Annotated in this window: 15 protein-coding genes and 1 other annotated feature; of the genes, 2 read left to right on the forward strand and 13 right to left on the reverse strand. The window is 38.6% G+C overall.

Translation table 11 applies throughout. The annotated features are described in order from the left end of the window. Positions 1-27: 27 nt before the first annotated feature. The gene (locus tag D7D53_RS05065; protein ID WP_084947549.1) at positions 28-831 is read left to right on the forward strand and encodes a peptidylprolyl isomerase; all 804 of its coding nucleotides are present in this window, start codon (positions 28-30) and stop codon (positions 829-831) included. A gap of 54 nt (positions 832-885) precedes the next feature. On the opposite strand, the gene D7D53_RS05070 is transcribed toward D7D53_RS05065, so the two are convergent. The 7 genes from D7D53_RS05070 to D7D53_RS05105 form a co-directional block, all read right to left on the reverse strand. After that, positions 886-2,427 (reverse strand): ABC-F family ATP-binding cassette domain-containing protein, encoded by a 1,542-nt coding sequence (locus tag D7D53_RS05070; protein WP_120770321.1) that lies wholly within the window; start codon positions 2,425-2,427, stop codon positions 886-888. A gap of 1 nt (position 2,428) precedes the next feature. Then, on the reverse strand, positions 2,429-2,911 hold the full coding sequence (locus D7D53_RS05075; protein WP_120770322.1) for a VanZ family protein: 483 nt from the start codon (positions 2,909-2,911) through the stop codon (positions 2,429-2,431). Next, a complete protein-coding gene (gene rlmN, locus D7D53_RS05080) occupies positions 2,911-3,996 on the reverse strand; it encodes a dual-specificity RNA methyltransferase RlmN (RefSeq protein WP_000804762.1) in 1,086 nt (361 codons plus the stop codon). The genes D7D53_RS05075 and rlmN overlap by 1 nt, the downstream gene beginning before the upstream one ends. A gap of 20 nt (positions 3,997-4,016) precedes the next feature. Next, a complete protein-coding gene (locus D7D53_RS05085) occupies positions 4,017-4,547 on the reverse strand; it encodes a YutD family protein (protein WP_120770323.1) in 531 nt (176 codons plus the stop codon). Positions 4,548-4,704: 157 nt separating this feature from the next. Continuing rightward, positions 4,705-5,310 (reverse strand): superoxide dismutase SodA, encoded by a 606-nt coding sequence (gene sodA, locus D7D53_RS05090; protein ID WP_120770324.1) that lies wholly within the window; start codon positions 5,308-5,310, stop codon positions 4,705-4,707. A gap of 325 nt (positions 5,311-5,635) precedes the next feature. Further along, positions 5,636-6,673, reverse strand: coding sequence for a DNA polymerase III subunit delta (holA, locus tag D7D53_RS05100; protein WP_120770325.1), 1,038 nt, complete (start codon positions 6,671-6,673; stop codon positions 5,636-5,638). Positions 6,674-6,705: 32 nt separating this feature from the next. Next, the gene (locus D7D53_RS05105) at positions 6,706-7,641 is read right to left on the reverse strand and encodes a dihydroorotate oxidase (protein WP_120770326.1); all 936 of its coding nucleotides are present in this window, start codon (positions 7,639-7,641) and stop codon (positions 6,706-6,708) included. A 244-nt stretch (positions 7,642-7,885) separates the two neighbouring features. On the opposite strand from D7D53_RS05105, the gene gdhA reads away from it, so the two are divergent. After that, complete coding sequence (gene gdhA, locus D7D53_RS05110; RefSeq protein ID WP_000199532.1) at positions 7,886-9,232, forward strand: NADP-specific glutamate dehydrogenase; 1,347 nt, start codon at positions 7,886-7,888, stop codon at positions 9,230-9,232. A 134-nt stretch (positions 9,233-9,366) separates the two neighbouring features. Here the strand turns inward: gdhA and D7D53_RS05115 are convergent, their stop codons facing one another. The 6 genes from D7D53_RS05115 to rplJ form a co-directional block, all read right to left on the reverse strand. Further along, positions 9,367-9,822 (reverse strand): hypothetical protein, encoded by a 456-nt coding sequence (locus tag D7D53_RS05115; protein WP_120770327.1) that lies wholly within the window; start codon positions 9,820-9,822, stop codon positions 9,367-9,369. Continuing rightward, positions 9,823-10,464 carry a hypothetical protein gene (locus tag D7D53_RS05120; protein WP_020901491.1) on the reverse strand — a complete coding sequence of 214 codons (642 nt, stop codon included), beginning with the start codon at positions 10,462-10,464 and terminating at the stop codon, positions 9,823-9,825. It lies immediately after the preceding gene. After that, entirely contained in the window at positions 10,461-10,748 is a 288-nt protein-coding gene (locus D7D53_RS05125) for a hypothetical protein (RefSeq protein WP_004259684.1), read from the reverse strand. The genes D7D53_RS05120 and D7D53_RS05125 overlap by 4 nt, the downstream gene beginning before the upstream one ends. A gap of 306 nt (positions 10,749-11,054) precedes the next feature. Continuing rightward, positions 11,055-12,098 (reverse strand): SPFH domain-containing protein, encoded by a 1,044-nt coding sequence (locus D7D53_RS05130; protein ID WP_120770328.1) that lies wholly within the window; start codon positions 12,096-12,098, stop codon positions 11,055-11,057. Between the two features lie 266 nt (positions 12,099-12,364). Further along, positions 12,365-12,733, reverse strand: coding sequence for a 50S ribosomal protein L7/L12 (rplL, locus tag D7D53_RS05135; protein ID WP_001196965.1), 369 nt, complete (start codon positions 12,731-12,733; stop codon positions 12,365-12,367). Between the two features lie 71 nt (positions 12,734-12,804). Beyond that, positions 12,805-13,305 (reverse strand): 50S ribosomal protein L10, encoded by a 501-nt coding sequence (gene rplJ / locus D7D53_RS05140; protein WP_004259693.1) that lies wholly within the window; start codon positions 13,303-13,305, stop codon positions 12,805-12,807. Between the two features lie 38 nt (positions 13,306-13,343). Further along, positions 13,344-13,479: a sequence feature (ribosomal protein L10 leader region), on the reverse strand. Positions 13,480-13,500 lie beyond the last annotated feature (21 nt).

Consider the following 13,500-nt stretch of genomic DNA (forward strand, 5'->3'; position numbering starts at 1 on the left):
TAGAAATGAATTTTTGAGAGGAACAGAATGAAAAAACTAGCAACCCTTCTTTTACTATCCACTGTAGCCTTAGCTGGATGTAGCAACATCCAACGTAGTTTGCGTGGTGATGACTATGTAGATTCTAGCTTGGCCGCTGAGGAAAGCTCCAAAGCAGCAGCCCAATCTGCCAAGGAGTTAAATGATGCTTTGACAAACGAAAACGCCAATTTCCCACAACTATCTAAAGAAGTTGCTGAAGACGAGGCTGAAGTGATTCTCCACACAAGTCAGGGTGATATCCGTATTAAACTCTTCCCTAAACTCGCTCCTCTAGCAGTTGAAAACTTCCTTACTCATGCCAAAGAAGGCTACTATAACGGCATTACCTTCCACCGTGTCATCGATGGCTTTATGGTCCAAACTGGAGATCCAAAGGGAGATGGTACAGGTGGTCAGTCCATCTGGCATGACAAGGATAAGACAAAAGACAAGGGAACTGGTTTCAAGAACGAAATTACTCCTTATCTCTATAACATCCGTGGTGCTCTTTCTATGGCCAATACTGGTCAACCAAACACCAATGGTAGCCAATTCTTCATCAACCAAAATTCTACAGATACCTCTGCTAAACTCCCTACAAGCAAGTATCCAAAGAAAATCATCGAGGCCTATAAAGAAGGGGGAAACCCTAGTCTAGATGGCAAACACCCAGTCTTTGGTCAAGTGATTGACGGTATGGATGTTGTAGATAAAATTGCCAAAGCCGAAAAAGATGAAAAAGACAAGCCAACGACTGCTATTACTATCGATAGCATCGAAGTGGTGAAAGACTACGATTTTAAATCTTAAAAACCCAAAAATACAGTATCCACATTCGATACTGTATTTCTTTTACTCTCATTCTTAAGTTAAATTATTAAAATCCCATACTTGGTCCATCCAGCCTTCATAAAAGTCTGGTTCATGGCAGACCATAAGAATAGATCCCTTGTATTCTTTGAGGGCACGTTTGAGTTCATCCTTAGCATCCACATCCAGGTGGTTAGTCGGCTCGTCCAACACTAAAACGTTGTTTTCACGATTCATCAAGAGACAGAAACGCACTTTTGCTTGTTCCCCACCTGACAAGACCTGAATTTGACTTTCGATATGCTTGGTTGTCAAACCACAACGAGCAAGGGCTGCACGGACTTCTGCTTGATTAAGTGCAGGAAAGGCATTCCAAACTGCTTCTAGTGGTGTTTGACGATTGCCTCCTTCTACTTCCTGTTCAAAGTAACCAAGTTCTAGGTAGTCTCCGCGTTCCACTTCCCCAGCGATTGGTGGGATAATTCCCAAGAGACTCTTCAAGAGAGTTGTTTTCCCGATACCATTTGCTCCGATAATGGCAACCTTTTGATTACGTTCAAAGGTGAGGTTTAAGGGCTTAGTAAGAGGACGGTCATAACCAATCTGCAAGTCCTTGGCTTGGAAGATAAAGCGCCCTGGTGTACGAGCTGGTTTGAAATCAAAGGATGGTTTTGGTTTCTCACTTTGGAGTTCGATAATATCCATCTTATCCAATTTCTTCTGACGAGACATGGCCATGTTTCGTGTTGCAACACGCGCTTTGTTTCGCGCGACGAAGTCCTTGAGGTCTGCAATTTCTTTTTGCTGACGTTCATAGGCTGCCTCTAGCTGAGATTTCTTCATGGCATAGACTTCTTGGAACTGGTAGTAGTCACCAGAGTAACGCGTCAGCTGTTGATTTTCCACATGATAGACGATATTAATCACATCATTGAGGAATGGAATATCGTGCGAAATAAGGACAAAGGCATTCTCATAGTTTTGGAGATAGCGCTTAAGCCAATCAATATGCTCAGCATCCAAGTAGTTGGTCGGCTCGTCCAAAAGCAAGATATCGGGCTTTTCAAGGAGGAGTTTAGCTAAAAGCACCTTGGTTCTTTGCCCACCTGACAAAGAGGTCACATCCGTATCCATACCAAAGTCCATGACACCAAGGGCGCGCGCTACTTCATCAATCTTAGCATCCAAGGTATAAAAATCACGACTCTCCAGACGGTCTTGGAGTTCTCCCACTTCTTCCATGAGAGCATCAACATCCGCTCCATCTTCAGCCATTTCCATATAGAGATCATTGATACGGGCTTCTGCTTTGAAAAGCTCATCAAAGGCTGTACGGAGAACATCACGCACCGACTGTCCTTCTTCCAAGACAGAATGTTGATCTAAGTATCCAGCAGTAACATATTTAGACCACTCAACCTTCCCTTCATCTGGCAACATCTTACCAGTCACGATACTCATAAAGGTTGATTTTCCTTCACCATTGGCACCGACCAGGCCGATATGTTCTCCCTTTAGGAGACGGAAGGACACATCTTCAAAAATTGCACGGTCACCAAAACCGTGACTCAGATTTTTTACTTCTAAAATACTCATTTTAATTCCTTATCTTGTTTTTATGTAATTGTTTATAGAGGTACCAAGCCAGATAGCCACCCAAGGTATTAGTCCACAAATCATCAATTTCAAAGACGCGATTAAAATCAAAGAAAAAGTCCAAGACTAACTGCGTACACTCGATTCCAAGGCTCACTAGAAAACTAAAAAGTAGCACCTTTTTTGTTTTCCGCAAGTTTGGAAGGAGATAAAGGAGTTGGAACACCAAAGGAAAAAGCAAGAAGACATTGAGGATATTTTGTAAAAAAATCCAAGATAATTGTCCCACATCACTCACTTGGCCCAGTTTCCAGAGAGAATTGAAAGGAGTCAAAAGAAAAACCAGGCGTCCAAGATGCTGAATACCTGGAGTTTCCACTCCCACGGGAGAATGTCCTTGAGGAGTAAAGCAAAAATAGACAATGCAAATGCTATAGAAAATGACTCCCCATACTAAAATATGATTATAAGTTTTCTTCATCATTAAGGATTGACTGCTGCGACTGCTTTCTGGCGGTCACGTTTCATTGTGTTAGAGCGCAATTGTCCACAAGCTGCATCAATATCTGTACCATGTTCTTGACGAACCACACAGTTGACCCCCTTTTTCTTAAGCGTATCATAGAAAGCCATCACGCGCTCTTTAGGACTACGGCTATATTGGTCATGCTCACTAACTGGGTTGTAAGGAATCAAGTTTACATAAGACAATTTCTTAATATTCTTGAGCAATTCAGCTAACTCAAGGGCCTGTTCAACACCATCATTAACTTCATTTAGCATGATATACTCAAAGGTCACACGACGATTTGTTGTCTCAATGTAGTACTCAATAGCTGCAAAGAGTTTTTCAATCGGAAAGGCACGGTTAATCTTCATGATGCTTGAACGCAACTCATTGTTAGGTGCGTGAAGGGAAACGGCAAGATTGACCTGAACTCCTTCATTAGCAAAATCACGAATTTTATGGGCCAAACCTGAGGTTGAAACCGTGATGTGACGAGCACCGATAGCCATCCCCTTGTCATCATTGATGGTACGAACGAAATTCAAGACATTGTTGTAGTTATCAAAGGGCTCACCGATTCCCATGACAACGATATGGCTGACGCGTTCATCCTGACCACGCTCATCAAAGTATTTCTGAACCAGCATGATTTGCGCTACAATTTCACCGTTATTGAGGTCTCGTTGCTTCTTAATCAAACCAGAAGCACAGAAGGTACAACCGATATTACAGCCGACCTGAGTGGTCACACAGACTGACAAACCATAGTGCTGACGCATCAGTACAGTCTCAATTAGCATACCATCAGGCAACTCAAAGAGATATTTGACCGTACCATCAGCAGACTCTTGAACGATACGCTGTTTCAAGGGATTGACTACAAACTGGTCATTGAGCTTAGCAATCAAATCTTTTGAAAGATTGGTCATTTCTTCAAATGACTGCACACGTTTTCGGTAAAGCCATTCCCAGATTTGATCTGCACGGAATTTCTTTTCTCCCTGCTCCAAAACCCATTCCTGCATGGTTTGACGTGTTAAACTATAAATTGACGGTTTCATTTCTTCTCCTTATTCTCTACTCACTTCTGACGAATGACAAAATGACGTTGCCCCTTGTCCTCTTTCTGAGAATGCTGGTCTTTCTGACGACGTCTATTTTTCTTATCTGCATTCGGTTTTCGTTTTGTTTGAGTCGGTTTCTTTCCTTTTTTAGAAGGATGTTCTTCTTCCTTCTTACGCATTTTCTTGTCAAATGATGCTCGCTTAGGGGCTTCATTTTCTAGGACAAAATAGGCACAACCATAACTACAATACTCTAAAAGGTAGTCTTGTAAACGACTGATTTTTTCAAGTTTTTCTTCTGTTCGGTCATCCTTGTAAAAACCTCGTAGGCGAAGTTGTTCGTTACTCCAATCTCCCACGATATAATCAAACTTGGTTAAGACTTCTGAAAAACGCTGATTAAAAGCTGTCACATCGAAGGCATCCTTGCTATTTTCCACCAAGGAAAAAGCGATCCCTTCCGTTTCGACCTTGTCCCCGTGTAAATGGAACTCAGGACCAGGAAACTTGTTATAGTTGTATAATTCAGGTGCAATTTCTTTTCGCATAGATATCCTTTTTCCACGATTACTTAATACTTTATTCTACCATAATTTCTAGCAGTTAGCACGTTTCTCTTAAAAAATGAAAAAAGTCTGACGATTTTGTCAGACCAAAATAATATAACCTTAAAAAGAGAAGAACAATTCTTCCCTCCAACTATCATTATTTAGCAGCTGCGTACAATTCATCTACTTTGTTCCAGTTGATTACTGAGAAGAAAGCTTTGATGTAGTCAGGACGCACGTTGCGGTATTTCACGTAGTAAGCATGTTCCCAAACGTCCAAGCCCAAGATTGGTTTTTTACCTTCTGAGATTGGTGTATCTTGATTTGCTGTTGAAGTCACTTCAAGTTTACCTTCTTTGTTGACAACCAACCATGCCCATCCTGAACCGAAACGAGTTGTTGCTGCTGCAGTGAAGGATGCTTGGAATTCTTCAAATGAACCAAATGTTGCATCGATTGCTGCTGCAAGTTCTGCAGAAGGAGCTGTTTTCTCAGGAGTCATCAATTCCCAGAAAAGAGCGTGGTTCAAGTGTCCACCACCGTTGTTGATAAGCGCTTGACGGATATCAGCTGGGATAGATTCTACATCAGCAAGCAAGGCTTCAAGATCTTCACCAATTTCAGGGTGTTTTTCAAGAGCTGCATTAGCATTGTTGACATAAGTTTGATGGTGTTTGTCATGGTGCAAGTGCATTGTTTCCGCATCGATGTATGGTTCCAAAGCGTCGTATGCATATGGAAGATCTGGTAAGATAATAGCCATCTGTAATACCTCTTTTTCTTTCTATATGAAAATGATAACGCAAACATTCACTTTTTTCAAGTTTTTTGCTTATAGATAAGGAAATCACTGAAATACTTTCTAATAATACTCTTTGAAAATCTCTTCAAACCGCGTCAACGTCGCCTTGGATTATATATGTGACTGACTTTGTCAGTCTTATCTACAACCTCAAAGCAGTGCTTTGAGCAGCCTGCAGCTAGTTTCCTAGTTTGCTCTTTGATTTTCATTGAGTATAAAATAAGCAAATCAGCAAGAAACCCACGACAAGATAATATTGACGCGGGTTGTAGTTTCAAAAATAGTATCAATTTACCTGACTAGCAATCTGCAGGAGTGCCTTTTCAAAAAGGAAACCTTTTTCATAAAGACCTGTCTTAATCTGATAGTCTGTCTCAATTAAATAGGAAATAGCTTGCTTCAAAAAGCTCAAGGAAAGTCCTCGTGAATCCCTCAGCGCAAACTTGATTTGATAGGGATTCGGGGTGCGCCCCAGAAAACTGCCTAAACTACTTGCAATCTGTGCTTCTGTTTGGCCAGATTCCGCCAAAATTTTCACCTGAGTAAAAGTCCGAAATTGTCCTAACATGACAGCTATAAGCTTAATTTCGTCTTCCCCTTGCAAGGTCAAGTCTCTAACCAAATCGCGCGCCTGATCCATCTTTTTAGTCAGAATAAACTGAGTTAAATCAAAAATATTGTCCTGCAAGGTCTTGGGAATAGCATTGACAATATCCTCTTCCTCGACAACAGAGTCTTCCTTATAGGACTGTAAAAAGAGGAGATTTTTCTGGATTTCACTAAATTGGAAACCAGACTTGACGAGAAGATTTTCAAAAGAATGATTGGCAAACTGCAGACCTTGTTTCTGGCTCCACTTTTGGAAATACTGGCGCAATTCTTGTTCTTTGGCTTCTACTGCATCAAAGACCTTAGCATCACGCTTCAGTAATTTAACCAACCGCCTTTTGCTATCCAGTTTTCCTTCCGCAAAGATCAACAACTTGGTTGTTGGCGAAGGATTGTCAAGGTATTCCTCAAACGACTTGAGTTCATCATCTGTTAAAAAGCGTTTCTTGGCTGTTGTGATATCGACAAAATGATCCAATATCACGATTTTCTCATCAGCAAAGAAAGGAAGGCTGACCAACTCCAGTTCTACATCTTTGTAAACTACTTCTTTCATATCAAAGTAGGCAAAGTTAAGGTCAGCAGAATCATAACCAATCTGTTTCAATACTTGACTCTTCATAACTTCAAACTGACCCTGGTCTGTCCCTGTAAAAAGGCTCAGGCTCGGTAAATTTGATAAAGTCAACTTCTGACTTTCTTCAATGGCTAGCATCTTCTCTCCTTTCTTCTAACTTTTTAGTTCATTTAATCAATATAGCGCAATTTCCCACGGAAATCTTCTAGGCTTTCGTACCCTTTTTCCGCCATGATTGCTTTCAGTTCATTAGTAATGCGTTCAAAAGCTCCAACACCTTCTTTATGAAGAGTTGTTCCTACCTGCACCATACTCGCTCCACAGAGGATATGTTCAAAGGCATCACGACCAGTCAGAACGCCACCTGTTCCAATGATTTGGATTTGAGGGTTTAATCGTTGATAAAAGGCATGAACATTAGCTAAAGCAGTAGGTTTGACATACTCTCCACCAATGCCCCCGAAACCATTTTTAGGACGGATAACGACAGACTCATCTTCTATATAAAGGCCGTTTCCGATAGAGTTAACACAGTTAACAAACTTGAGCGGATACTTGTTGAAAATAGCTGCCGCTTGGTCAAAGTGAACAATATCAAAATATGGTGGCAATTTAATCCCAAGAGGTTTGGTAAAGTAGGCAAATACCTCTGACAAGATACGGTCTGTTGTCTCAAAATCATAGGCAATCTGAGGTTTACCTGGAACATTTGGACAGGAGAGGTTTAGCTCAGTTAGACCACGAAAATCACTCTCTTGGACTTTTTTCAAGATAGTATGGGTTTCTTCTGGAGACATGCCGACTAGAGATAAGAAGAAAGTTCGGTTTGGCTCTTTTTCCTGCAAGTCCAAAAGATAGTCCAAATAATAGTCTAAACCATTATTTGGCAAGCCCATAGAGTTGATAGAACCAAGCGGGACATCTTGGTAGCGTGGCTCAGGATTCCCCTGACGGAAGTCCAAAGTCGCTGTCTTAGTGACAAAGGTTCCTGCCGCTGAGTTTTTAACCCCTTCTAACTCCGCTATCGTCATACAAGCCACACCTGCTGCATTCATCAAGCAATTGTCAAACTCAAAACCAGCAATTTGTGTTTTCGTTGATACCATGATTCTGATCCTCCGGATTCCATTTATTGCTAATATTATACCATATTTTCAGCTTTTCTCTTTGAGAAAGTCATTTATAAGAAAAATGTTCGTTTTTTATCCAATTTCAAAAAATTCCAATTTCAAACAATCCCAAAAATCAAATTGAAAGAATTTTTAGAAAATTTTTGTTTTTCTCTTTACAGTTAAAAAAAATTCTGCTATAATGACACACATAATTAAATTAGAATTTAAGGAGAACGATATGACATCTGCTAAAGAATATATCCAAAGCGTGTTTGAAACTGTAAAAGCTCGTAACGGGCACGAGGCTGAATTCCTCCAAGCTGTTGAAGAATTTTTCAACACTTTGGAACCTGTATTTGAAAAACACCCTGAGTATATCGAAGAAAATATCTTGGCACGTATTACTGAACCTGAGCGAGTGATTTCTTTCCGTGTTCCTTGGGTTGACCGTGATGGAAAAGTTCAAGTAAACCGCGGCTACCGTGTTCAATTCAACTCAGCTGTTGGACCATATAAAGGCGGACTTCGTTTCCACCCAACTGTAAACCAAGGGATTTTGAAATTCCTCGGATTTGAACAAATCTTTAAAAACGTCTTGACTGGACTTCCTATCGGTGGAGGTAAAGGTGGATCAGACTTCGATCCTAAAGGTAAAACAGATGCTGAAGTGATGCGCTTCTGCCAAAGCTTCATGACTGAATTGCAAAAACACATCGGACCATCACTTGACGTACCTGCTGGTGATATCGGTGTTGGTGGACGTGAGATTGGTTACCTTTATGGTCAATACAAACGCCTTAACCAATTTGATGCTGGTGTCTTGACTGGTAAACCTCTTGGATTTGGTGGTAGCTTGATTCGTCCAGAAGCAACTGGTTACGGTTTGGTTTACTACACTGAAGAAATGCTCAAAGCTAACGGTAACAGCTTTGCTGGTAAGAAAGTTGTTATTTCAGGTTCTGGTAACGTAGCTCAGTACGCTCTTCAAAAAGCAACTGAACTTGGTGCAACTGTTATCTCTGTATCTGACTCAAATGGTTATGTCATCGATGAAAATGGTATCGACTTCGATCTTTTGGTTGATGTTAAAGAAAAACGTCGCGCTCGTTTGACTGAGTATGCAGCTGAGAAAGCAACTGCTACTTATCATGAAGGCTCTGTATGGACTTACGCTGGTAACTACGATATCGCTCTTCCATGTGCGACTCAAAACGAAATCAATGGTGAAGCAGCTAAACGTTTGGTTGCCCAAGGCGTTATCTGTGTCTCTGAAGGTGCCAACATGCCAAGCGACCTTGATGCCATCAAAGTTTACAAAGAAAATGGTATCTTCTACGGACCTGCCAAAGCTGCCAACGCTGGTGGTGTAGCCGTTTCAGCTCTTGAAATGAGCCAAAATAGCCTTCGCCTCTCATGGACTCGTGAAGAAGTTGATGGACGTCTCAAAGACATCATGACAAACATCTTCAACACAGCTAAAACAACTTCAGAAACATACGGTCTTGATAAAGACTACCTTGCAGGAGCTAACATTGCTGCCTTTGAAAATGTAGCAAACGCTATGATTGCCCAAGGTATTGTTTAATACTTGAAAAAAGTTAACAAAAAGCAACAGCTAGACAGTTGTTGCTTTTTGTGTTTTAAAGAAAATAAACTTGCTAGGTTTTAGAAACAATATCAAAATAGCTATAAGATAATAGCATTTCGATTATCTTAAAATCAAGAAACTATAAAAGTTTTACTGCAAGTTGCACAGGTCAATTCAGTTCCAATGACTCCATCTGTTGGCTTATGACAAGTAGGACAATAAACACGTTTCGCTGATAATCGATAAGATAACTCATCTCGCAATTCTTTCCCCTTAATTTCAATAACATCCTCACCTTGTTCTTCAAACTTAAGAACTGTTATCAAAGCTTTATCATATTGTTTCATACGCGGCTGTTTCAAAAATAAAAAAGATGATATAATCAAAAATAGGAAAAATAAAACAAACAAAATTGTAACTATTAAAAGCCACATAAAGTAGAAATCATAAAGTAAACCTTCTTTTTTTCCTAAAATCCATCTTATGTAGTTATCAATGTACTGATAAAATTTCAATCCGGTGACAATACATATGAAAGATACTATAGGATAAACAACCTTGGAAATGATTAAACGATAGCGTCTCATTTATATTTCCTTTCTAGATAACCATGCACCACAATAATCACATGATTTACCTTGCCCTAGGTCAAGCAGATTCTCACCACTACATGATGGACAAATAACGGGATATGTATTTTTGTTAATCTGGTGCTTTTCAAATAAAGTGAATAAAGCTTGTATTTGATTTCGTTTCTTGACTTCTTCTTGTCTCCTAGACTCACAATAAGTCATTACCAAAATTAAAATCACACTAAGCAAATACCAAGGAACTAAAAGAAATAAAAATCGAATAGACCATTCCCTAGATTTTTCATATTCAAAAAATGATGATAAAATGATTAAAACAAGCATTTGAAGTAAATTCTTCTGTTTTAATTTCTTCAAGGAAAAGGAATCTTTAATTGTTTCTCGAAACAAATATAAAATAACTAAAGCAACTGGCACAAAGGTAACATTTTGAAATGATAAAAATAAAAAACTGATAACAACGGGAATTCCAATAGATTTTGCCAAAATTATAAAATCAAGATTTTTCAATATAAAGATTCTTGGTTCATCATCTATAGAAAAGATAGCAAGTGATAAAACTACAAAACAGAGTATTACTATATTTGAAATTAACCAATGAAAGCCTTTTTTCCAATTATTCTTAATATACTGTTTCACCTATCTTCTCCTCTAGTTGCTATATATTCTCTATAAAGAGCTTTCCCATTATATATCTCATCCAAAGCTTTGACTTTAATTTTTATATTTTCTAAAATACCAAAGCTATAAAATGCAAAGGATGACAAAAAGAAACCTGATAAAGAAAAAATAATAGGAATCAATATTGAGAAAATCGGCCTACCATGTTCAAGAAATAGAGTTATAGCCCATAGTGAAAGAAAAAATGTTGCACTTGTTAATCCCATAAAAAGTATACTTAATAAACGAAATACTTGGTACATCCAAAATATCCTCCTGTCATAGAACTTGTCTAAGTAATCCCTTACTCTTTTAAAAAGATTTCCTAATATCTTTCAGGGAATCATTGTATTTATTCATACATTTCCATACTTAGAATTACATAAATTGAATGATTTAAAAATACAAACAAAGAAATCATAGTTTTCAAATTTCTAAGAAAAAGGGAAATTCTGGCAATACCAGACTTCCCAAATAAAACAAAAGTAAATTTGAAAATACAAAAAATCAAAGATTAAAGATAATGCTTAAACAAGATTGATATAAAAATGATTTTCCAATCATTTGAACTATCTTTCGTGCCCGCAATTAGAACAGAAGTTTGCTCCTTCCAAAAAAGCAGTCCCGCATTGGCTACAAAACTTAGCTAAGCCTGTTTCTCCTTTGAGGTCAGTTTGATGCTGATTCACATCTTTGTCAAATGAATTCCTATCTTCAATCTGATCCACCAAGTTGCTAAATTTAGCTCCCAAGGAAAGTCCCATAGCTATTTCCACGCCTGCTCCCATTAGATTTCCTGCAGAATCATTATTTTTTGCTGCCTCTTCTAAAAGATCAAATTGTCTCTCTTCTTGATAAGTATACTCTTCAATATCTCGACCAGCCTGCTTGCTTTTGGCTTCCAAAATTTGCTTGTGGAATTTAAAGATTTCTCTATATCCATTGCTATTCTGATTTACCTTTAAAGCCTCAATGTTAAATTCCTCAATACTAATTCCATATTTAGAAAAATGGCTGGATAAAATAGCTGACAAAGCAACAGACATATCAAAACTGTGCATCTCAATATCAAGAATTGGAATCTTATGGTTGTATATTACTTGTGAAATAGCTGAACTAATCAACCCACTAAAAGTTTGTCTAAACCGTTTTTGTAAAATAGGAGCTGTTATAATATCGGGGTGACTTGGCATAAATTCTAATATAAAAGCTTCTAAGTCTACAATTCGAGGAATGAAATTCCCATGTATTTTCAATTCTACAGGAATATCACTTTCTGGATCTCGAACCATTATAGGAGAAGAAGTTCCCCATCCAATCGGTTGTAAATCATACATATTCACAAACCACAAAAACAATGAGTCAGACGAAATACCTCCACTTAGAAAGTTTTTTATTCCTGAAACTACTTGAATATCATATCCTTCAATCTTATGTTTACCAGCATCATAAGTAGTTACTGCTCTTCCATTTGAAAACAATACAGCACACTGACCAGGGTTTACAATTACAGTTGCTCCTATCTTGATATTCGTTTTAGGATGTCTCCAAGCAAGTATATTCCTTGTATCTTCACCTTCATAACGAATAACATCAAACAAATTTAATGCCATCTTTTCTCCTCTAAAATGAAAACTATAAATTATAAGATTAATCTTCCATACCTATATTACTATTATATAACCCCTTTGTTGAAAAGGCAACTCATACTTATAAAATATTATCTTTGGAGCAATCCCCTATATAAGTTATTGATGTCCTGGAGAAACTTTATAAATAGTTTGACCCTTTTTTGCCCCTTTTTAAACCAAAATAAAAACCGCTACTCCTAAGAATAGCGGTTTAATCATATTTTTAAGCTACTAATGTAGTCGCTCTATTATTTAAGAGTAACTGAAGCTCCAGCTTCTTCCAATTTAGCTTTGATTTCTTCAGCTTCTGCAGTTGCAACGCCTTCTTTAACAAGTGCTGGTGCACCGTCTACAAGTTCTTTAGCTTCTTTAAGACCAAGACCTGTGATTTCACGTACAACTTTGATAACGCCAACTTTTTTGTCGCCTGCAGATGTCAATTCAACGTCGAATGAATCTTTAGCAGCACCAGCGTCAGCAGCACCAGCTGCAGCAACAGCTACAGGAGCAGCTGCAGTTACACCAAATTCTTCTTCGATAGCTTTTACAAGGTCGTTCAATTCAAGGATTGAAGCTTCTTTAATTTCAGCAATAATGTTTTCAATGTTCAATGCCATTGTTATTTCCTCCAAATATGTTTTAAATTTATAATAGATTTCGTAGCTAGGCTACGCTGCGTAGCTTAAGATTAAGCTGCGTCTTCTTTGTTGTCTGCAACCGCTTTGACTGCAAGAGCAACGTTGCGCACTGGCGCTTGAAGTACAGAAAGGAGCATAGAAAGAAGTCCTTCGCGGTTTGGAAGAGTTGCAAGAGCAAGAATCTCTTCTTTAGATGCGACAGCGCCTTCGATTGCACCACCTTTGATTTCAAGTGCTTCAGCGTTTTTAGAAAAGTCGTTCAAGATTTTCGCTGGTGCGATAACATCTTCGTTAGAAAATGCTACTGCAGATGGTCCAACAAATACTGATGCAAGTTCTTCAAGACCAGCTTTTTCAGCTGCACGACGCAAGATTGAGTTTTTAATCACTTTATACTCAACTTCACTTCCACGAAGCTCACGACGAAGAACTGTATCTTGCTCAACTGTCAAACCACGAGCGTCTACAACGACGATAGATGCAGCAGCTTTCATTTTTTCAGCTACTACATCAACTAGTTCCGCTTTTTTAGCAATAATTGCTTCACTCATTAGTGTGTTCACCTCCGTTATTATTTTGCTTGGGGAAATTTTTCAAAAGAAAAACGCGCCCAAACCTAGACACGAAAGTACAATACGCTTCTTTTTACATGATACGTTTTGTCCTCGGTAGGATACTTATGAGTCGAGCTCCCCTACTGTCTTAGGCAGTTTTTTCAAACCGTATATAAGTATAGCATAGTCAAA

This window comes from Streptococcus gwangjuense (genome assembly GCF_003627155.1).
GTDB classification, from domain to species: domain Bacteria; phylum Bacillota; class Bacilli; order Lactobacillales; family Streptococcaceae; genus Streptococcus; species Streptococcus gwangjuensis.